Origin of the sequence: Rhodanobacter sp. ANJX3 (assembly GCF_014200755.1) — a bacterium.
GTDB lineage: Bacteria > Pseudomonadota > Gammaproteobacteria > Xanthomonadales > Rhodanobacteraceae > Rhodanobacter.
Genome location: NZ_JACHCM010000001.1, coordinates 367,247 through 388,289 on the forward strand (window position 1 = coordinate 367,247; position 21,043 = coordinate 388,289).

Below are 21,043 nucleotides of genomic sequence, written 5' to 3' on the forward strand. Positions count from 1 at the left end.
GCTTGCAAGGTCAAGTCAAACTTCGCCACAACGAAGTGTCCGACAGATCACTCGCGGTCCAAGGGCCTCGCAAGAATTGCCACAACCCCTGCCTAATATTCAGACCCCACCGAGGGTGATGACGTCATGCAAGGCGCCGCCAGCCGCGTGCCCGATCTTTCTGCTATCGGGTTTTCTCGGGCGAAGGCTTATCGTCCAGCAGCCGCGCAGCCGGATTCTGGTCGACCGAGCCGGTCTGGAAATAGCCCATCACGCTGGACACCGCACGATGCTCAGTCATCGCCATGATCGCCGGCAGCGACACCCCCTGGCGACTGGCCTCAGTCACGAAGCCAGACCGCAGGCTGTGCCCACCAAAGTCCCCGTCGAGACCCGCAAGCTTGGCACGTCGCTGCACGATTTCGCCCACGGCTGCCGGAGAGAGGGCAGAGCCGACGCGGTGTTTCCATAGACGCCGAAAAAGCGCCCCCTCGTCGATACCTGCTGCTACCAACCAGGCCTCTAACGCTTGGCCGGCGCGATCCAGAACGGGCTTATCCGGCGTTGAGGATGACGTGACGCCTGCTTGCTGCGTTTTGCTGTGCTCCAGACGGTAGATGAAGCCCTGCGGACCGATCCGGCGGAGGTCGCGCAGGTCGGCCGCCGCCACCTCGCTGCGTCGGCGTCCGCCGCTGGCGAAGCCAAAGCAGAGCAGGGCGCGATCACGTAGACCCTCGAGGCTGTCGTCGCAGGTCGCCAGCATGGCTTCGAGCTCGGCCAATGTGATGGCGGTCTTCTTGCGCGGCCGCTCACCGCGCTTGACCGCCGCGCGGGCGGCCCGACTGAGTACCGTGCGGATCGCCGGTTGTTCGCACGGATTGGTCGCATGCTTGAGTCGATGTGCCGTCGACAGCACGGCAACCCGGTGGCGGACCGTGGCCAGCGTCCACGGTCCGAGCTTGGCCTTGAGGCCAGCGGCCACCAGGGCATGGTCGACGGCAGGCGGCAATTCCCAGGCGAGCTCGCCGTCGGCCGAGCGCCGCACCACATTATCGACCACAAACTGCAGCACGGTGGCTTCGGGCACTGGTAGCGTTATTTCAATGCCGTAGCGCGCCGCGTGCCAGCCGGCCCAGTAGCGCAAGGCGCTGGCGTAGCTGCGCGTGGTGTTAGCGGCGGCCGCTTCAGCTAGCAATTCGCGCACGGCATCGGCAGCTTGCTGAGCTAGCTGGATCGGCAGCGCCAAGCTGGAGGCTGGTTCGCTAAGTGTGGCGATTGTGGAATTTTCTTTCATATTATGTAATTTATACTACGACTTAGACCGCCTAGCCACGATAATCGTCACTTATCACCAGTACGTCAAGATCAGGGCAGGGCGCCGATAAGGGAGACATGCGGTATGGGCAAAGGCATCACCCAAGAACAGGTAAACGCTGCTGCGGATGCGCTGGTCACCGCCGGCGAGCGGCCGACGGTCGAGAAAATTCGAGCGCAGCTGGGCACCGGCTCGCCCAACACGGTGCTCCGGATGCTGGAAACGTGGCGCGGCGCGCTGGCCGAACGCCTCCATCAGGTACTGTCGTTACCGGATGTGCCGGCGGAAGTAGGGCAGGCGTTTACGGAGTGTTGGCGCTTGGCCATAGCTCATGCCAATTCCGCGGCGCAAGCCTCCCTGGCACAAGAGCAAAACGCCCTTCTCGCGACCCAGACCTCACTGATGCAAGAACGAAAGGTCTATGAGAACGCGGTTGCCGCCGCCCAGGAATTGGCCCAGGGCGCGGACCAGGCCCGCGAGATCGCCGAAACGCGGCTGGTCGACGTCCAACGTCTCGTGGAGCAACAAGCGGGCCAACTGACTGAACTCCTGCAGCAACGCGATGGTTTGCAACAACGGGCGGATCAGCTTGCCGATTCGTTAGAAAAACACAAAAGCGTCGCAGCGACCGAACGCGAGGCCCAGGTGGCGCACATTCGCGCCATCGAGGATCGTGCCCATGCTGAAATTGATCGCGCCCGCGAAGAAACGAAGTCCCTGCAGGCAGCATTACGCCAGAAGGAACGGGACGCATTGACTTTAGCCGCACGGCTAGAATCGGTGGTAGTTTCGACTCGTGCTGCAGAGAATCTGGCCTCCGAGTATGGAGCTCGCGCAAAAGCGTTGGAGCAGCAATTAGGACGAATGGATGGCCTTTCCGCCGCTTTGCTTGCCGCTCAAAAGTCTTTACACGCCGCTACTCAGCGGGAAACTGCGCTACGAGGCAAATTGGATGATCTAACCTTGGCAGCTAAAAAGCCAACAACCGGAAAACGAAAAGCGCGAGTTGCCTCAGCAGCGAGCTAGGTTTCATCAGCCGCACCGTTTTGCCGACCACGAAGACCTTTGAGCGTCGAAGGAGCCTGCAGTTCGCCGGAGACTTTTGCACAATGTTCAGCGCATTTCCGAAGATAGTTCCAGCTTTAACTGCCTTCCTAGGAAGTTGCATAGTGCTAAGCGCCTCAGTTACACACCGTTTCTACCGCTGTTGCGCAATGAAGAGTGCCGATTCCCACCGGCACGAAGATTCTGTGCACACCGCTTTGCAGAAGTGGGACGTGGGGGATGCGCTTTGGTGGGATCGACGACCGACCGCCGTGTTGTTGCCGAAAACGGGCTAAAAGGGCCTTAGTTGAGCCCATTCAAGAGTCCCTGTACTGATCGGTGATCTTTTGATCATGCTTGCGTTGTGCCTCATCCGTGGCCTGTTCAATCCAGAAATGAATCGTGCGCGCCAGACCCGTAAACGGCGCGAAATAGCCGGCAACGATTACACTCCACGGCGACGCCTTGCCTTTGCGAAAGCCATCGCGCATGCCTAGTAGGAACTCACGCATGTCAGGACTCCGTCAACTGGGAACAGGCGGTATGGTGATCCTACTCTGCTTGAATCAAGTCATCATAGAAGGATGGCCGCTATAACCCGCAGAGCCGCACAATGTTTCCTTATCACGATTTCCTGCAAGACCGGAAGCGGGCGCGCTGATTTCTGAATTAAATCATTGTATGGCGCGAACAACTCGAGCAGTCTGGCACTCCAGTTCGTTATCCGCTGCCTAAGTTTTACTGCGGCACATTCTCAGGTGAGGGAGTCTCTCTGCAGACATTCCGCGCTGTAGAACTTTGTCTGGGCCATTTGCTTATGGTTTCTGCCGTGGGAGTAGAACTCGATGTGCGCAGAACAGCGGTCGAAGCCAGCCTGCGAGGTCGACGTGACGCAGACAGTTTCGCTGCCGACTTAATTTCGCATAATGTATATTATGTCAAATCGCATTTTTATGCTTAGCGAGCTATTTCGACCCAACTGCTGCCTGGGATTGCCCTGGCGGTGTTCGTCTGCGGACCTTGGTTGCATCACACGTGTGCGCGCATGCAGGTGATTGGTTCTGACGAATCATCCAATAGGTCGTCGGATAGCCGCTGCTCGATGCCCAAAGGAAACGTCTCGAAAACCTTGAGCTCGGTCCGCTCTCCGAAATAAACCGCACGACATGTTAAAGCCCCCTGTCGCAGCTCCAGGTCCGCCTTGATCCATGGATCGAGCGCTAGACCCCAGGAGAGTACCAACAATGTCCCCAGATACGCTGCCGATATGGCAATCGTCGCCAGTACAGTGAATATCCGATAACGAGTCTGTCGAACCCGCGCGAGCGCCAGGAAAGCCGCGCCACTGAGGGCAATGAAGACGATCAGCACGTTGGCCGCGGCCGACACGAACGAAACGCGTGCCATCACCGCTAACGCGACTACGACCCAAAGTATGGCCACGCCCAAGGCAACACTGCGCATGATTTCCCTTGCCTACATCTGGATCGACTCACGAATGGTGTTCTTCAATACGGCCCGAACGATGCCCTGAATATATCTGCTTCGGGCCAGAAGCTGACCTTCCCAGAATATAGCCGTGAGAGCTACTGTCGTCAGTCATTTACCGTTACGGACATAAACGACGTGGTGTTGGAACTGAGCACGACACGATTGCGCCCACCTCGTTTTGCCGCATAAAGGGCCTCGTCCGCGGCGACCACGATGCCTTTCCAGCTCTTGTTCGCGCTGGATGTGGATGCCACGAAAATACCAATGCTCACTGTGCAGGATGATCTATCGCCTGATGGCATAACGATCGATTCTTGTTCCACGGCGCGCCTCATCCGTTCGGCGATATCTTGCACAGCTGCCGCGTGATGAATGAGCACCATGAATTCTTCGCCACCGACGCGCGCGAGGATGTCATTGTGGCGAACATGTTTCCTGAGCGTATCCGCGATGGCGACCAAGACATGATCGCCACCATCGTGTCCCCATCGGTCATTGATCGACTTGAAGTTGTCCACGTCGATCATGATCACGGCCAGATCGCCTTCGCCCTCGCCCAACTGCGCGACGCGTCGCTCGCCCTGCTCCCATATCACTCGTCGGTTGAAAACCCCAGTCAAGGGATCATGGCTGGCATAGCGAATCATCTCCGCATCGAGTCGTCGCGTCAGTATCCAGAGAACGCCGGGGGCGATCACCCAGGTCAAAAGCATGCGCGACAACAACCCGAACGTCGATGTCGGATCCTGATTCGGGCTTGCCAGTGGATGGAAGGCCCACCAGGTCGCGCGGACCAGCAACATCAGTGCCCAAAGAAAATGGAAGGCAGCGATCAACCGCGCCACGGAACGTTTGGCTTCGTCGGTGCAACGCCAAAACGCGATACCGGTGACGACCGTAACCATCCCGGTCAACACGCCTCCGATGATGACCATCCACCGGAAATTTTCGCCCTCGCGCAGCACAATCCCCGTTTCTATCGCAGCCAAGACCAGTGCAGGGAACAAAACCCACAAGTAGCGCTTGCCCAGATTCAAATAGGTAACAACGGCCACCAAGCCGATGGCTACGCCAGTATCGATCGACAAATTGCCGACGATCCCGAGAGTCGGAAAAGAAACATGGAACGCAGGGAGAATCAAGATACCGAAACCGACCGCAAACGCAGCGTAGCTGAATCCCCACAGGCGCACTGACAAGAGTTTTTTGACTCTCGGATAGGTAAAGTACAGAGAAAAGAAAAACGCGGACGAAAAGGCTGCAAGCATGGCATTGACGATCAAAAGGGTGCCGGCATGAGCCAATCGTGCAATGGATTCCATGACCCCTCCTTTCGTAATCCACCGTATATCAGCAGTCTCAGGAATGGGCAACGGATTTTGGGGCCACGCGCTACGCCATGGCGAATCATCGGTGGGGAACTAGCTGACTTTCGGCGTGGCGTCAGCTGGCAAGCGCAGGTTCTGCGTTTCTAAACGATGGCGCAACATATTGCTCGCTCCCGCTTGCAGGTCGTTGTTGCCGGGCCGCACCCATCGGCTTCTTCCGTTCGTTCCTCATGCTATTCCCATCGCCAGCGGTTGGCGCTCGCTCAGTTCGCGGTCAACCGGATAGCGAATCGGCTCGCGCCAGGGCGGCGCGCCCGCCACTTTTCGTCACGCACATGGACTCCCGATTCGGGCTGGAAGCGCCCGATTGGTTCTTCGACAGGACGCTTCTTTACGTCCCATCGCTTCACGCCATGGATTGAACCTTCGGATCAGGGCGCTGCGCCAAACCCGGGGAGCGCCGTATGCGCTACCACCGCGGCTGATCGCTCACATAGGTGACAATTTCGACGCGTCGATTCGGTTGCAAGCACTGGATCAGCGTATTGCGGCTCCCGTTCGAGCACTGAACGATCGGGTCCTGGCTGCCGAGCCCTTCGGCGTGGATCTTTTCTGCCGGTAGTCCTTGGGCGATCAGTTCCGCTTTTACTGCCTCGGCGCGCCGTTGTGACAGGTCTAAGTTATAAGCGTCGGTACCGAGCCGATCGGTATATCCGCGCACTTCGACGTGCCCAAACGGATTGGTCCGCAGGCGCGCCGCGATCTGCGCGATATCGGCAAGGCCTTGCGGCCGAATGTCGTTGACGCTGCCCTTGTCGAAGGGAAAAAGCGCGTCTGCCGATAGACGCTCCACCCGCGGCGGCGGCGGTGCAGGCGGCGGAGGCGGAGGGACAACGACGACCCGATAGGGGGCTGGTTCAACCACGACAGGCGCCCATACACCCGGTGTCCATACGTAAGCGCCATGCGCCCAGCGCCAATAGCCCGAATGCCACACCATTCCCCTGCGCGGAGGCGGAAGCCTTTCGTAGTGATACACGGGCGGCGGTACGACCACGATCTGTGCACTGGCCATGATCGGAACCAGCAAACCCGTTGCGCTGGCCAGCTGGGCGACGAACGTCATGAGTTTTCGTTTCATATCGATGGCTCGCGAAATTTAAAATGTTGCATATACCGCCGTATACGACGGAACCGGCCCGACGCGAATGGCGTTTACGCTGACAAATTAACGACGGTGTCGCTCGCGACGTTGACAGGGTATGACCGACCCGGCGATCGGGTATTTAGCATTCGTTGCGATTGCTTTGGCTGTACATAGCTTACGTCGGAGCCCTTCCCCGCCATCGGTACGACGGCCTGCGACACCAGCGCGGCGCGTGCCGGCTTCCGGCGCCGATGATTGGTTTGCCGCCTTGACCCGCATAGGCCCGACGCTGGCAACATAGCGGCGCCGGGCCAACGTTTCTGCCTGCCACCTTGCGATACACATGCACCGCGGCAGGTTCGAAGGGCGCTGCCCTTGCCGCCGTACGACAGTCTATCCGCTTTAGAAAAGATGGCTGGTCATCTATCTATGGTGCGGCATGAGTCGCTGCCTGCTCGATCAAAGCGGCCACTTCTTTCGGGTGCGATTCGTAAACCGAGTGACTGGCGCCCTTCACTTCTATCGTGTGACTGTGGGCGCGCTTGGCGTACATCCGCTCGAGATCGGGATTGATGATGCGGTCGGCTGTGGCCACGGCGTACCAGCTCGGCTTGCTCTTCCAGGCCGGTTGACCGGCGGGCACGGTGAATACCGATGCGGCGGTGAGCTCCTGCGCGTTCGCTTCGAACTGCGCCTGCTTCAGCGGCAGATCGGCGGCGAAATCGGCTGGGTAGTGCGCCGGGTCCAGATACAGAAAACCATCGGCGGTCTTCTTGACGTCGTTGGTCTTGCTGGTGGCGTTCGGATAAAGCTTGCCGTTGGAGACTTCGGTCTCTCCCTGATCGAGCGCATGCGCCGCTATATAGACAAGTCCGACCACCTTGGGATCATTGCCTACGTCGGTGATGATGGCGCCGCCGTAGCTGTGGCCGACGAGAATGGTCGGGCCATCCTGCCTATCGACAGTGCGCTTCACCGCGGTGACATCGTCGTCGAACGAGGTCAGCGGATGCTCGGCCACGGAGACGTGGTAGCCATCCTTGACCAGAATGTCGTACACGGGTTTCCAGCCGCTGCCGTTGACCCATGCGCCGTGCACGAGAACGATGTTGTGCACCGGGGTTGCCGCCATGGCCGTGCTGGATAACGTGGCCAGCGCCAGCGCCGTGGCTAGAAAAAGGCTCTTGGTGGTGTTGATTTTCATCGTCGTGTCCTTGGGGATGGGGGAAAGCTATCGTTTAGACTGCAGGCCGTGCTTGTTCATCAGGCAAATCGATCGTAATCCCTTCGGCGCTGCCGATTTATGAAGTTATCAGACGCCATTTAGAGGGATATCCGATGCGCCCGCTGCCCTCCGATCTTCTGCGCACCTTTGTCGTTGTCGCACAGACCGGCAGCTTCACCGTGGCCGCCGACCACGTGAGCTTGTCGCAGTCCACCGTCAGCCAGCACATTCGCCGGCTCGAGGATGTGGTGGGCCAGCCACTGTTCGAACGGGACACGCGCAATGTCAGGCTGTCGCCGCACGGCGAAACGCTGCAACGCTACGCCGAAAAAATTCTGGCCTTGATGGACGAGGCGATGACGAGCCTGTGCGGGCCGCCGTTGAATGGCACCGTGCGCGTCGGCCTGCCGGAGGACTTTGCCTCCACGCGGCTGACCACCGCACTGGCCAGCTTCGCGCAGCGCAATCCGGAAGTCGAACTGGTGATCGGCACCGGCCTCAGCGGCGATCTTTTTCGCGAACTGGACGAAGGTCGATATGATCTGGTGTTTGCTAAACGGCTCAGCGGCAGCCAGCGCGGTACGATCGTGCGCACGGAACCGCTGCACTGGTGCGGTAGCCCTACGTCGCCGTTGACCCATGGCGAATCCGTACTGCCGTTGGCGGTACATCCCGAGCCGAGCGTCACACGTCGACGGATGTTCGAGGCGTTGAAAGCCGCCGGCCGTCCGTACCGGCTGGCCATCGTCAGCAGCAACATCATGGTGATCCAGGCCGCGGTCATGGCTGGGCTGGGCATCAGTGCGTTTGCCGGCTATGCGATTCCCGACGGTCTGGTGCGTCTCGATCTCGGTCTGCCGGAACTGGGTTCTCTCGATTACGTCATCGATCGACAGCCGTCGGTATCGCAAGCCGCGCTGGCGCTGGAAATGGTGCTTACCGATGCGGCGGGCGAACTTTGACGTTGAGGCGTGGGGCAAAGGGCGCGTTGGCTAAATCCCTCGCCCTTGCCAACGTAAAACTAAGGTTTGACGTTTTGACCGTCACGCGGAAAGCGGGCGATGGCCTGCTGCGCGGCTTCTTCCAGTGAGGTGACTACCTGGTTGACGCCGGGATCGGGCGGTGTATTTTCCGGCAGGGTCAGCAGCGCGGGAAGAAATACGGCGAGAATGCAGGCGTCGGGAAACCGGCGGCGCATTTCACTGGCCACCACGGCACTGCCCTCTCGTTCCTTGGTCGGCGACGCGCTGACGATGTAGACCATCGAGACGCCGTCGCGCGTCACTTCCGGCGGCGGATCGGCTTCCAGCGTTTCGATATCCTGGATCGACAGATGGCGCGCGTCGATATTCAGATCGCGCAGGATGCGCGCGAGAATTTCGGTGGCCAGATCGTCGCCGATCGTGCCCAGGCCCGTGCACAGCACCACCGAGCGCGGCGCCACAACCAGCGGCCCCTGCCAGCGCCCGCTCACGCTTTCGCGCCGCTGACGCAGCACCTGACCGATGCTGGAGCCTTCGAGCACCGACGCCGAGCGACGCCAGCGGGAATGCTTGCGCCCCTGACTGCCGAGCGATTCGATGACTCGCACGATCGCGCTGCGGACCACCACCTGCTGGCCCGGATCGATCAGCCCGTTCATCAAATCGATGCGGGTGAGCTGCAGTGCCGGCAGCAATACGGCGTCGCAGTAGGCGGCGAAGGATTTGCGCTTTAGAAAGATGCGCGCGCTGGCGATGATCTCGTCGGAGTCGCCCGAAATCGCACGCTGATAAAAGCGCTGCGGCATGGTGAGCGCCGGCAGATCGCCGAGCAGGATATCCAGCAAATTCAGCGCTTTGACATGGCGGCCTGCCACGACCAGACACAGCGTCAGCGGCGTCGACATGATCAGTCCGACGGGCCCCCACAGCCAGCTCCAGAAAATCGCGGCGACCACCACCGCCAGCGGTGACAGCCCGGTGGTATGACCGTACAGCTGCGGCTCGACCAATTGCCCGACAACCGTTTCGACCACCATATAAAGGCCGATCGTCATCAGCATCAGCGACCAGCCCGGATCGACCGCCGCCGCCAGCAAGGTGGCAAGAATCGCCGCCAGCCACACGCCGACATACGGCACGAAACGCAGGATGGCCGTGAGGGTGGCCCACAGCGGTGCATTGGGCACGCCGATGATGACCAACCCCAGCCAAATCACCAGACCCACGCCGAAGTTCACCGCGAACTGCGAGACGAAAAAGCGCGAAAGCCGCTCGCCGGCGTCGTTGATGGCTTCCGTGGTCGTGCGCAAATCGGCGCCGCCCGCCAGTCGGATGAAACGGTCACGCAAGGACTCGTGTTCCAGCAGCACGAAAATCAGTACGACCAGCACGATGCCGGCTGTCTGCAGCGGCGGCCAGATCGACGAAAAAATGCGCGTGACCACGCCCATCGGACTGGGCGGCGGCGTGCGGATTTCCACCGGCACGATGCTGGTCGATGCCTTCAGGCTCTGCTGTGCATCGGCCACTTGTTCGGGCTGTTCGCTCGTGTGATCGCCGAACTGGCTTGCCACCCGACCGATCTCGTCCTGCACGGCTTCGAGGCGGCCCGCCGTGAGTTTGCTCAGCGCCTGGATCTTGGTGTGCACCGTTTGCTCGTACTGCGGCAGGCTGCTGGCCATATGCGCAACCTGGGAGCCGATGATGGTGGCGAGTCCCGCCAGAAACATCACCAGCACCAGCACGGCGATCAGCACGGAAAGCGCATGGCCAAGGCCGATCTTGCGCAGCCAATGTACCGGTGGCGCGATCAGCAGACTCAGAATCAGCGCCAGCGTGATCGGCACCAGCACTTCCCTGCCCAGATATAGCAGGGCCAGCACCGTGGCGCTGGTGATAATGGCTATCGCGCGCGAATGCGCGGGAGCGGCGGGCAGCGGATCAGATGCGGTCGGCATAGGCAGGCTCCTGATCGTGGAGGTTCAAACGTGGCTGATCAGGTCGCTACCTTAGCAAGACACAGGGCCGGGAAACCGCGGATCCATGGAACAAGCCTTCGCCTTCGATGCCGGCGATTATTCGCCGCCCTTCTCCATCGCACGTCGATAGGCCGGCCGGGCCGCCATGCGCCGGTTGAAAGCGGCCAGGTGCGGAAACGCCTTCTCGCCGGCCAACCGTTCGGCGAACTGCGTGACGAAGATCAGCTGGATGTCCGCGCCGGTCAGTTCGTTGCCCACGAAGAAATCGCGCGAGGCGAGCTGGTCGTTGAGAAAGCCCAGATGATTCTGCATTTCGCCGTCGATGCGCGGCCACAGTGGCGTGGCCGCCTCGCCGAGACGGCTGGTATAGAACTTCAGCAGCAGCGGCAGCATGGCCGAACCTTCGGCGTAATGCAGAAACTCGATGTAACGGTTGTAGTCGGACGTATCCGGCGTCGGCGCCAGGCGACCGTTGCCGTAGCGGCGGATCAGATACTCCACGATGGCGCCGGACTCGAAAATCACCTCGTCGCCATCGCGAATCACCGGCGCCTTGCCCAGCGGATGGATCTTCAAAAGCGCCGGCGGCGCCAAACGGGTTTTCGGATCGCGCTGGTATTTGACGATCTTGTATTCCAGACCGAGTTCTTCCAGCAGCCAGGTAATGCGGCGCGAGCGCGACTCGTTGAGGTGATGCAATTCGATCATGGCGTGGTCCTTGAGTAGGTCGCGAATTTTATTTCAACGAACCGTATCGGGGGTGGCGTGAAAGCTTTTCATAGCCATCAAAACAGTGAAACCATGGCCCGAGCGAATCGCCGAAAAATCACCGCATCGAGCTACCGGGATGTCTGCCCTGCTCTTGCCTGATTCGCCGCGGAGGATGCCTCCACGCCGTAGCCGCCGCCCAGCGCCTCGATCAAACGGATCGAAATATCGGCCTGCTGGCTTTCCAGCGCCGCGATGCGCTGATCGGCCAGCAGCAACTGCTGGCGGCTGATCAGCGGAGCCAGCGGCCCGCTCACGCCACCTTTGTATCCGGCAAGCGCTTGCTCCCAACTTTTGCGTGCGTCGTCCTGCGCACGTTTTTCCAGTTCGATCTGTTGGCGCACCGAGGTCAGCGCCGAGACCTGATCGGATACGTCGTTGATGGCCGCCACCAGCAGGCTGTTGTAGCGCGCCACCGATGCGTCGTAGACCGAGTCGCTGGCGGCCAGCTTGGCGCGCAGGCGGCCGCCGTCGAAGATCGGCAAGCTCAGCGCCGGGCCGACGCTGAACGTGCGCGCCGGCAGCTGAAATACGTTGGTGCTGTCGCCGACGGCCACCACGCCGGCCATCGCGCTGAGGCTGATATTGGGCAGAAACTCGGTCTTCGTGGCCTTGATGTCCTTGGCGGCCGCTTCGACCTGCCAGCGTGCGGCGACCAGATCGGCGCGGCGTCCCAGCAAGCCGACCGACAGTTGCTCCGGCAGCGCGATCTTGCCCTGATCGAGCCGATGCGGGCGAGTGATGGCGAGCCCGCGATCGGGGCCCTGCCCCAGCAGCACGGCGAGGCTGCTGCGCGCGGCATCGATGGCGCGATCCGCCTGCACTTTCTGCTGCTGGGCGCTGGCGACCTGCGAGTCGGCCAGGTACGCCTCCTGCGTCGTGCCCAGCCCGCCCTCCACCAGTCGACGCGTAATCGTCAGCGACTTGCTGGCGCGCTGCTGTTCGGCCTCGGCCACGTCCTGCTGTGCGAACGCGTAACCCAGCCTGACATACGCGCGCGCCACATTCACCGACAGCTGGATACGTGCGGCATGCGCATCGATCTGCGCCGCGCGACTGCGCCCCAGCGCCGCCTCCCACGCGGCGCGCTTGCCGCCCCATACATCCAGATCCCACGAAAATCCGGCGGTCACCGACTTGGCCCAGGCAAAGCTGCCGAGGGCGTACTCGGGATAGACCGGATCCTTGCTCGAAAGCCTGGCGCCGATGGCGCTGGCGTCCAGCCCCACCTGCGGATCGCGCGCCGCATCGAGCCCATCGGCGGCGGCCTGCGCCCGATGCGCGCGCGCCTCCACTTCGGCCAGCGACGGATTGTTCTTCAGCGCCTCGTCGATCAACGCGCTCAGCTGCGGATCGCCGAAGCTCACCCACCAATCCTGCGCGGGCCATGCCGTCGGGCTGAGCGATACGTCGGCGAAGCTGCGTTCGGATTTGAGACTGGCCGTGTCGGTCAGCTGGCCGGTGGTGTGCAGGCCGCCCGTGCTGACGCAGCCGGTCAGGGCGATACTCAGCGCCAGTGCGACGGCGCGAATCCATGGGTTCAGAGAAGGGTTCATGGCGTCGCGGCCGCCTTGGTATCGGCATCGTCGGCCTTGTGCGGATGCACGATCAACGTGGCCGTCATGCCGGCGGCCAGCACGGTGCCGGCCGGCAGGTGATCGGTATCGATCGCCACGCGCACCGGCACGCGCTGGGCCAGCCGCACCCAGTTGAAGGTCGGGTTCACGTCGGACAGCAGATCCGATCCGGTCGGATTGCCGGCATCGGTGATGCCGCGGGCAATGCTCTGCACGGTGCCATGCAGATGCACGCCGCCGCTCATCAGGCGGATATCCACCGCATCGCCGATGCGCACCTGCGGCAGCTTGGTTTCCTCGAAATAGCCGTAGACCCAGTAGGAATGGCTGTCGATCAACGCCAGCCGCGGCGCGCCCGCACTGGCATAGTCGCCGACGCGCACCAGCAGATTGGTGACATAGCCATCGGTGGGTGCGCGGACGTCGGTGCGATCCAGATTGAGCTGGGCGGCCGCGACGGAAACCTGCGCCTGGGTAACCGCCGCCTGCGCCTGCTGTTCGGCCGCCATCGCCTGATCCAGGCCCGCCTGCGCCTTGTTCAAACCGGCACGCGCGGCATCGGCAGCCGAGCGTGCATCGGCGCGCGCTTCCTCCGACACCACGTCGCTGAGTCGCTGCCGGCGGCTCGACTGCTCGGCCGCCATGCCGTACGACGATTTGCTCTGCACGGCAGCGGCCGCCGCCGCTTCCACGTTCGCCCTGGCAGCGCGGGCGGCGGCCTGCGCCGCGGCCACGTTGGCCTTGGCCAGATCGAGCGCATTCTGGTATCGCGACGGGTCGATCTCGAACAGCCGATCGCCTTTCTTCACCGTCTGGTTGTCGACCACATCGACCTTGGTCACCAGACCCGACACGTCGGGCGCCATGCGCACGATCTCGGCACGCACGCGACCGTCGCGCGTCCAGGGCGAATACATATAGTGCTTCCACAGCGTATGCCCGACGATAACCGCCGCCAGCACAACGATGAAAGTCACAACGAAACGAATCAGCGTGGCAGTTTTCATGGTCATTCTCAAAACAGGAGTAGCGCAAGGCCACCGAAGACACAAACGAAAAGCGCGAGTCGGAACACCGGCGGGTGCCAGACCAGTCGATAAAGTCCGAAGCGACCGGCGAGCCAGTCGATCAACCACAGCAGCGCCAGCGAAAAAACGAACAGCAGCAGTAGCCCGGGCACCAGCGCATCACCCAGAGCAATTTCACGAGGCATGGGTCGACTCCTGGGCCGCCGGCGTCGGCGACATGTAATCGGCGATGGCCGACTCGCCATCGAGCAGCGCCAGCCGGATCAGATGCAGATGGTCGAGCAGCGGTCGTGCGCTGGGCTCGGCGGAGGCTCGGTCGATGGCGTTGGCGACGGCGTCGCGCGTGCGCGCATAACCTGCGCTATCGGGCCGCTCGTAGAAGCGAGCCAACGCGTCGATCGCTACAGCGATGCATCGATCGACCTCTTCCGGCATGCGGTGGGTCAACCGATCCTGACGCAGAGCGATCAGCGCGCCCCCGGTTTCATGCACGGCCAGCGCCCAGGCGATCAGCGCGCGGGAATCGGCGCTGCCGGGCGCGGTCTGCGCCACGATCTGGCTGAAGAGATCGTGGTTGACGCTTTCAAAGCGTTGGCGCAATCCGGCCAACGGTGCTTCCGCGGCCAGCGTCACTTGGCGGCGCAGCCGCTCCAGCTGGCGTCGCCGCAGCCAATGGCTGCCGATCGCCGGCGGCACCACGATAAACGCAATCGCTGCCGCACTCAGGCCGATCAGCTGGGCGATCACGTCGTTGAGGAAGCTGGACGGGTCGAAGACCATCGGGTTCTTCACCGCCAGAATATAGGCAAAGCCCATGCAGCCACCCAGCCCATAGCTGGCGACCGAAGGCTGCATTAGCAACATCAATCCCACCATCAGAAAAGGCGCGGTGCCGGCGACCAGCAGACCGTAGCCATCCATTCGGGTGAGCACGAAAAACACGCATAAAAATCCGGCGGTCATGCCAGTGGCGTAGCCGGCCAGTATCGACCGGGTGGCGCGCACCGGATCGGCGGCCGTCGCAAACAGCCCCGCGAAGATAGTGGCGATAAGCATGGCGCTGCCACCCATCGGCCACGCCGAGTCGATCCAGAACATGCCCAGCACCAGCATGGTCAGCGTGGTGCGAAACACGGCCAGACCCGCACTGGCGAAGTCATTGCCGCGCTCGAAGTTCACGCGCTCGGGCGTGCGCAGGACCAGCCTGGGCGCCTGCAGCGAGGCGGCCGATTCGACGTAGTCGTGCAGTTCTTCGACAAAGCGCAACAGCAGGCTGGCACCGGTATCGAAATCGCGCACGGCGTTTGGCCCGACCAGGCCATGACGCAGGAGAGGCGCGCGAGCGGCCATGGTCTTGCGTGCAGCAACGAGTCGCGGCAGCAGGATGGCCGCGGCGGCACCGGCCTCGATCGGGGCATCGAGCGCAGCGCCGATCGGGGCGTACAGTTCGATGATCGCTTTCGCCGACGCCGTTTGCCCATTGCGCTGCAGGCGGTTGATCAGGTGGTGCAGCGACTGAAAGCTGGTCGAGGCCGCCATGAAGCGCTGGTTGAACAATTTCAGATGGCCGCTGCGTGCACGCGCTTCGGCGTCTTCGAAGATCACCGAGCTGCGCAGGTCTTCCAGCGTCACCGCATCGCGCACGAAACGCAGGTGGGCATTTTCCATCGCGTCGCGTGGAATGGTGCCGCCGGTACTGCCCTGGACGAAGCCGATGAAATGCGCGAACTGCGCCCTTGCCGTACGACGCAGCACGTCACGCATGCGGCTGGGCAACACGACGTCGTTCACCGCGCCGCTCACCATCAGCGCCAGCAGCACCTCGCTGATGCGTGCCACGGCGGAATCGAACACCGCCGGCGGATGATTGATCACCGGCACCGCGATAATCGCGGCGGTATAGCCGCCCAGCACGAACGCATACGATTTGAAATTGCGATACAGCGTGGCGCCACCGGCGCACAGCCCGATCCACAGCGACAAGGCCAGCAGAAACAGTTCACGCTGTTGTGGAAACAATCCCACGATAACGAACGCGGCGACCGCGCCGGCGAGCGTGCCGATCGCCCGGTAAAAGCTTTTGGCCAGCACCATGCCGGACTGGCGGTTGGCCACAATGATGACCGTAAGCATGGCCGTCGACGGCTGCGCCAGCGAAAAGCGCATGGCCAGCCAGCCGGTCAGGTAAAACGCCAGCAGGGTTTTGAATACGAACAGCCACACGCCCGCTTCGTCGCGTAGCGTGTCGACAACGACAGTACGCGTTGGCGGCGAGACGATAGCGGTAGCGTCGACTGACATGCGATGCGCCTTAGGCGGATAGTCCGTTCAACATTTTTTTCAGCAGCTTCTCCAGCTGTTTTTGCTCGGCCGAACTCAGGTCGCGGCCCTGACGCTCCAGCAGCCCGCAGATGTCGGGCAGAAAACGGTTGATCAGAGCCAGACCGGCTGGGGTGAGGCTCAGCTCCACCTTGCGTCGATCTTCGGCGCTGCTGGCGCGCACGATCAGCCCCTTTTCGCAAAGCTCGTTGGTCAGGCGGGTGATATTGGCCGATTTCTCGCCAGCTGCCTCGGCCAACTCCGATGGCAGCATCGTGCCGCTTTCCGTGCCGTAAATCATCATCATCAGGTTGTATTCGGGATGATTGATCCCGTAAGGCTTGAGGATGGCGTTGGCGTCATCGTGCATCGCCTTGTGAATGTGCTTTATCAGGCGTGCCAGCTTGCCCGGACCCATGGGAAAAGAAGGGTACTTTTTGCAGGTGACTGCCAGACGCTGTTCGGTGGGAGCAAAGCTGTTGTTCACTGGCGCATACCGTTTGGCTCGTGTGGTTATATTTTATATATGTAATATATGTTTGTAAACATATGGCGCTTGACCCTGCAAATGCCGGCCACAGACGACGCAAACCAAGCTCACCGAAAGTTGACTTGGCGCTCGATAGCCTGCGTCTGTCGTCCATGACTGGATTGTCCGAAACGCGCCACCTGATCCAGAACGCACCATCGCGGCATGACTCTGCCTTGTCCCCTGTACGCCCCCGCTCGACCCCTCTTTTAACGCAGCCTATGGAAGGTTCTGCGTAACGCCATTCAACGCGACCAAGCCAGCCTCAGGAGCCAGCCATGTCCGAGAAGAAATCGGGAGCCGACGTTCCCGCCACCCACGCACCGATCGATAGTGCCACGCTGAGCCGCAGAAATTTCCTGCAGATGGTCGGCGTGACCGGTGCGGCCACCGGTCTGGGTTTGCCAAAGGCCGGCCATGCGGTGCCGCTCGCTGCCACCGCGGAAATCAAGGATGCCGACCCCGGAAAGCTTTCCTTGAAGCTGAAAGTCAACGGCAGCAACCAGACCTTGCGCGTCGACCCGCGCACGACGCTGCTCGACGCGTTGCGCGATCACCTGCAGCTCACCGGCAGCAAAAAGGGCTGCGACCACGGGCAATGCGGTGCGTGCACGGTTCATGTAAATGGTCGACGGGTGAACGCCTGCCTGAGTCTTGCCGCCATGCACGAAGGCGACGAGATCACCACCATCGAAGGCCTCGGTAAACCCGGCAGCCTGCATCCGATGCAGCAGGCGTTTCTGCAGCACGACGGCTACCAATGCGGCTACTGCACGTCGGGCCAGATCATGTCGGCCACCGCGCTATTGCATGAACCTTGTGGCTCGGCCAATGCCGACGTCAAGGAAGCCATGAGCGGCAACATCTGCCGCTGCGGCGCGTATTCCAACATCGTTGCGGCGATTCAGCAGGTCCGCAAAGCCTGAGGAGCGAGACATGGAACCTTTTACCTATTCGCGTGCCAGTCAGACGCGCGATGCGATCGCGGCGGCGGCCAGTGCCAGTACCGCCCAACAGGGTGCCGAAGTACGTTTCGTCGCCGGTGGCACCACCCTGATCGACCTGATGAAGCTCAACGTGGAGCGACCGCAGCAGGTGGTCGATATCAATCATCTGCCGTTGAGCGAGGTGGAGACGCTGGCCGATGGACGGCTGAAGATCGGCGCGCTCGTGCGCAACAGCGACCTTGCCCACCACCCGGTCGTGCAGCGCGATTACGCGGTGCTGTCCGAGGCACTGCTGGCCGGTGCGTCCGCGCAGCTGCGCAATATGGCCAGTACCGGCGGCAACCTGTTGCAGCGCACGCGCTGCAATTACTTCCGCGATGCGGACATGCCGTGCAACAAGCGCGAGCCGGGCAGCGGTTGCTCGGCGATCAAGGGCGCCAACCGCAATCTGGCCATTCTCGGCACCAGCGATCACTGCATCGCCACCAATCCGTCGGACATGAATGTGGCGCTGGCGGCGCTGGAGGCGGTGATCGTGGTGCAAGGCACGCAGGGCGAGCGGCAGGTGCCGATCGACGCGTTCTTTTTGTTGCCGGGAACCACGCCGCAGCACGAAACCGTGCTGCAGCCGGGCGATCTGATTACCCATGTGCTGCTGCCTGCGCCGGTCAAAGGCGCCCGCTCGCACTATCTGAAACTGCGCGATCGCGCCTCGTACGAGTTCGCCCTGGCGTCGGCCGCCGTGGTGTTCGCCACGGACGCCGGCAAGATCAGCCACGTGCGCATTGCGCTCGGCGGCGTCGGCACCAAGCCGTGGCGTTCATCGGACGCCGAGAAGGCGCTGCAGGGACATTCGCCCACGCCCGAAAATTTCGCCGCCGCGGCGGCCGTCGCCTTGCGCGACGCGCAGCCGCAGAGCGAGAACGCCTTCAAGGTGGATCTGGCACAGCGCTGCCTCACGCAGGCGCTCGCCACCGTGGCGAACGTCTGACCGCGTCGCTACGCGATCGCCTGCTTCGCGCGTACCGACAATTCAAGATCGATGTTTCGAGGAAACGCCCATGTCTACCGACACCCTGTCCAGCGACAAAACGGCCGCCACGTCCCTGCCCATCATCGGCCGCTCGGCCACGCGCATCGACGGGCCGCTCAAGGTGAGCGGCGTAGCGCGCTACAGCTCCGACTTCCACTTTCCCGGCATGCTCTACGCCGTGCCCGTGTGCGCGCGCATCGCCAGCGGCACGATCCAGTGGATCGATACCGCGGCAGCGGCGGCCATGCCCGGCGTGCAGAAAATCTATACGCGCGAGAACATCGGCACCTTCTATCGCGTACCAAAGTCGAGCAAGGCACAGATCGACGAACGCCGCCCGCCGCTGGAAGACGACGAGGTGCGCTACTACGGCCAGTATGTGGCCATGGTCGTTGCCGACACCTTCGAGCAGGCCACCGCGGCGGCCGACAAGGTGGTGGCGACCTACGCCGGCACGAAAGCTCCCGATGTCCGCATGAAACTCAGCCCGGACGAGAAGCCGGAAACCGATACCGAACGCGGCGATCCGGACAAGGCGTTCGGCAAGGCGGCCGTCACCGTCGATCACGTCTACACCACGCCTCCGGAAACGCACAATCCGATCGAGCTGCATGCCAGCGTGGCGCTGTGGGACGGCGAGCGCTTCACCTTGTACGAAACTTCGCAGGCGATCATGAATCACCGCGCGGTGATGGCGAAGATGCTCGGCGTGCCGCAGGAGAATCTGCGCGTGATCACCGAATATCTCGGCTCTGGCTTTGGCGGCAAGCTGTGGCCTTGGCCGCATGCGCTGCTGGCGGCCGCAGCCGCGCGCGAACTGCATCGCCCGATCAAACTGGTGGTGACGCGGCAGATGATGTTTCACAACGTCGGCCACCGCACCAACACGCAGCAGCGCGTGCGCCTCGGCGCCGGCAAGGACGGCAAGCTGGTCTCGCTGCAACAGGATTTCATCCAGCACAGCTCGCGCCTGGACGACACCAAGGAAGACTGCGGCGAGGCCACCGGCTTTCTGTACAGCACGCCGAACCTGCGCGTGACCTCGGCCTTCGCCCGTCGCGATATCGCGCCGAATACCTCGATGCGCGGTCCCGGCGCGGTGCCCGGTTTGTACGCGGTGGAATCGGCGATGGATGAACTGGCCATTGCCCTGAAGATGGACCCGGTCGAACTGCGCCTGATCAACGAGCCGGAAATCGACGAAAGCAAGAACATACCGTTCTCGTCGCGACATCTGAAGGAATGCCTGACCACCGGGGCGGAAACATTCGGCTGGTCGAAGCGGAACCCTGCAGTTGGCTCGATGCGCGACAAAGGCGTGATCCTGGGCTGGGGCATGGCCGCGTGCAGCTGGATTGCCTCGCGCGCCGACGCCACCGCCAGCGTGATGATCAACGCCGACGGCAGCGTGCGCGTGGCCAGCGGCACGCAGGACATCGGCACCGGCACCTATACGATGCTGGCGCAGATGGTCTCCGAATTGATCGGCGTCGACATGGACAAGGTCAAGGTGGTGATCGGTGACAGTAGCCTGCCGGCCGGTCCCTTCTCAGGCGGGTCCATGGCCACGGCGTCGCTGATCCCCGCGGTGGCCGAGGCCTCACGCGAGGCTATCGAGCAACTTCTGAAAAGCGCCAGCGAAAGCGATGCAGCGTTCGCCAAGATCGATGCTGACGAGCTGGCTTTCACCGACGGCCGCGTGCATCGCAAAAACGAATCGGCCGATCGGGGCCGTCGCTTCGAGGACGTTCTGGCCGCCGCACGCCTCGGCCATGTCGAAGGCAGCGGCAAGGCCAAGGGCACGATGAACGACAAGCACCCGAAATATTCGTCGCACTCCTACGGCGCGCATTTCGTCGAGGTGAGCTGGGAGCCGGCGATCGCCCAGCTGCGCGTCAGGCGCGTGGTCAGCGTGATCGACGCCGGCAAGATCATCAACCCGATGACCGGCCGCAACCAGATCGAGGGTGCGGTGACCATGGGCATCGGCATGGCGCTGTTCGAGGAAACCAGCTACGACGCGCGCAACGGCATGGCGATCAACAGCAACCTCGCCGACTACGTCATGGTGACCCACGCCGACGCGCCCGATATCGACGTGGTGTTCCTCGACTACCCCGACACCAAGCTCAACGAGATGGGTGCGCGCGGCATTGGCGAAATCGGTATCGCCGGGCTGGCGGCGGCGGTCACCGCGGCCGTACATCACGCCACCGGCATACGCGTACGCGACCTGCCGGTGCACGTCGAGGATCTGCTGGTGTCGAAAGTCGCCTGAGTACCACCGCATGTCGGGCGCAACGCAGCGGGCCGGTCAGTCGCATGATCGGCCCGCTGCGTTGGCGCCGCGC

The 21,043-nt window shown here is 62.2% G+C and carries 18 protein-coding genes; 5 read left to right on the forward strand and 13 right to left on the reverse strand.

Features of this window, described 5'->3' with window-relative positions:
• Window positions 1–163: 163 nt before the first annotated feature.
• Window positions 164–1,273: a site-specific integrase gene (locus tag HDE76_RS01435; protein WP_184504978.1), complete on the reverse strand. Its 1,110-nt coding sequence runs from the start codon at window positions 1,271–1,273 to the stop codon at window positions 164–166.
• Window positions 1,274–1,378: 105 nt separating this feature from the next.
• Here HDE76_RS01435 and HDE76_RS01440 point away from each other — a divergent pair, with 105 nt between their 5' ends.
• Entirely contained in the window at window positions 1,379–2,320 is a 942-nt protein-coding gene (locus HDE76_RS01440; RefSeq protein WP_184504980.1) for a DNA-binding protein, read from the forward strand.
• Window positions 2,321–2,655: 335 nt separating this feature from the next.
• Here the strand turns inward: HDE76_RS01440 and HDE76_RS01445 are convergent, their stop codons facing one another.
• The 5 genes from HDE76_RS01445 to HDE76_RS01465 all read right to left on the reverse strand — a co-directional run bounded on the left by HDE76_RS01445 (window position 2,656) and on the right by HDE76_RS01465 (window position 7,508).
• Entirely contained in the window at window positions 2,656–2,850 is a 195-nt protein-coding gene (locus HDE76_RS01445; protein ID WP_179476562.1) for a hypothetical protein, read from the reverse strand.
• Between the two features lie 517 nt (window positions 2,851–3,367).
• Window positions 3,368–3,802: a hypothetical protein gene (locus HDE76_RS01450; RefSeq protein ID WP_179476563.1), complete on the reverse strand. Its 435-nt coding sequence runs from the start codon at window positions 3,800–3,802 to the stop codon at window positions 3,368–3,370.
• A 131-nt stretch (window positions 3,803–3,933) separates the two neighbouring features.
• Window positions 3,934–5,151 carry a GGDEF domain-containing protein gene (locus HDE76_RS01455; protein WP_179476564.1) on the reverse strand — a complete coding sequence of 406 codons (1,218 nt, stop codon included), beginning with the start codon at window positions 5,149–5,151 and terminating at the stop codon, window positions 3,934–3,936.
• Between the two features lie 475 nt (window positions 5,152–5,626).
• Window positions 5,627–6,283, reverse strand: coding sequence for an OmpA family protein (locus tag HDE76_RS01460; RefSeq protein ID WP_184504982.1), 657 nt, complete (start codon window positions 6,281–6,283; stop codon window positions 5,627–5,629).
• Window positions 6,284–6,731: 448 nt separating this feature from the next.
• Window positions 6,732–7,508 carry an alpha/beta hydrolase gene (locus HDE76_RS01465; protein ID WP_184504984.1) on the reverse strand — a complete coding sequence of 259 codons (777 nt, stop codon included), beginning with the start codon at window positions 7,506–7,508 and terminating at the stop codon, window positions 6,732–6,734.
• A 134-nt stretch (window positions 7,509–7,642) separates the two neighbouring features.
• On the opposite strand from HDE76_RS01465, the gene HDE76_RS01470 reads away from it, so the two are divergent.
• Window positions 7,643–8,491, forward strand: a complete 849-nt coding sequence (locus tag HDE76_RS01470; RefSeq protein WP_184504986.1) for a LysR substrate-binding domain-containing protein — start codon at window positions 7,643–7,645, stop codon at window positions 8,489–8,491.
• A 59-nt stretch (window positions 8,492–8,550) separates the two neighbouring features.
• Here the strand turns inward: HDE76_RS01470 and HDE76_RS01475 are convergent, their stop codons facing one another.
• From HDE76_RS01475 to HDE76_RS01505, 7 genes are all read right to left on the reverse strand, one after another.
• Entirely contained in the window at window positions 8,551–10,470 is a 1,920-nt protein-coding gene (locus HDE76_RS01475) for an AI-2E family transporter (RefSeq protein WP_179476568.1), read from the reverse strand.
• 117 nt (window positions 10,471–10,587) lie between these two features.
• Window positions 10,588–11,199, reverse strand: coding sequence for a glutathione S-transferase family protein (locus HDE76_RS01480; protein WP_184504988.1), 612 nt, complete (start codon window positions 11,197–11,199; stop codon window positions 10,588–10,590).
• Between the two features lie 131 nt (window positions 11,200–11,330).
• Window positions 11,331–12,815 (reverse strand): efflux transporter outer membrane subunit, encoded by a 1,485-nt coding sequence (locus tag HDE76_RS01485; RefSeq protein WP_184504990.1) that lies wholly within the window; start codon window positions 12,813–12,815, stop codon window positions 11,331–11,333.
• Window positions 12,812–13,843: an HlyD family secretion protein gene (locus HDE76_RS01490; RefSeq protein ID WP_184504992.1), complete on the reverse strand. Its 1,032-nt coding sequence runs from the start codon at window positions 13,841–13,843 to the stop codon at window positions 12,812–12,814. Before HDE76_RS01490 ends, HDE76_RS01485 begins: the two co-directional genes overlap by 4 nt.
• 8 nt (window positions 13,844–13,851) lie before the next feature.
• Window positions 13,852–14,049, reverse strand: coding sequence for a DUF1656 domain-containing protein (locus tag HDE76_RS01495; RefSeq protein WP_179476572.1), 198 nt, complete (start codon window positions 14,047–14,049; stop codon window positions 13,852–13,854).
• Window positions 14,039–16,165 carry an FUSC family protein gene (locus HDE76_RS01500; protein WP_184504994.1) on the reverse strand — a complete coding sequence of 709 codons (2,127 nt, stop codon included), beginning with the start codon at window positions 16,163–16,165 and terminating at the stop codon, window positions 14,039–14,041. The genes HDE76_RS01495 and HDE76_RS01500 overlap by 11 nt, the downstream gene beginning before the upstream one ends.
• A gap of 10 nt (window positions 16,166–16,175) precedes the next feature.
• On the reverse strand, window positions 16,176–16,670 hold the full coding sequence (locus HDE76_RS01505; RefSeq protein WP_343205632.1) for a MarR family transcriptional regulator: 495 nt from the start codon (window positions 16,668–16,670) through the stop codon (window positions 16,176–16,178).
• A 320-nt stretch (window positions 16,671–16,990) separates the two neighbouring features.
• On the opposite strand from HDE76_RS01505, the gene HDE76_RS01510 reads away from it, so the two are divergent.
• The 3 genes from HDE76_RS01510 (at window position 16,991) to HDE76_RS01520 (ending at window position 20,970) form a co-directional block, all read left to right on the forward strand.
• Window positions 16,991–17,638: a 2Fe-2S iron-sulfur cluster-binding protein gene (locus HDE76_RS01510; protein ID WP_179476574.1), complete on the forward strand. Its 648-nt coding sequence runs from the start codon at window positions 16,991–16,993 to the stop codon at window positions 17,636–17,638.
• 10 nt (window positions 17,639–17,648) lie between these two features.
• A complete protein-coding gene (locus HDE76_RS01515; protein ID WP_184504996.1) occupies window positions 17,649–18,650 on the forward strand; it encodes a xanthine dehydrogenase family protein subunit M in 1,002 nt (333 codons plus the stop codon).
• Between the two features lie 70 nt (window positions 18,651–18,720).
• Window positions 18,721–20,970, forward strand: coding sequence for a xanthine dehydrogenase family protein molybdopterin-binding subunit (locus HDE76_RS01520; RefSeq protein WP_184504998.1), 2,250 nt, complete (start codon window positions 18,721–18,723; stop codon window positions 20,968–20,970).
• Window positions 20,971–21,043: the final 73 nt, after the last annotated feature.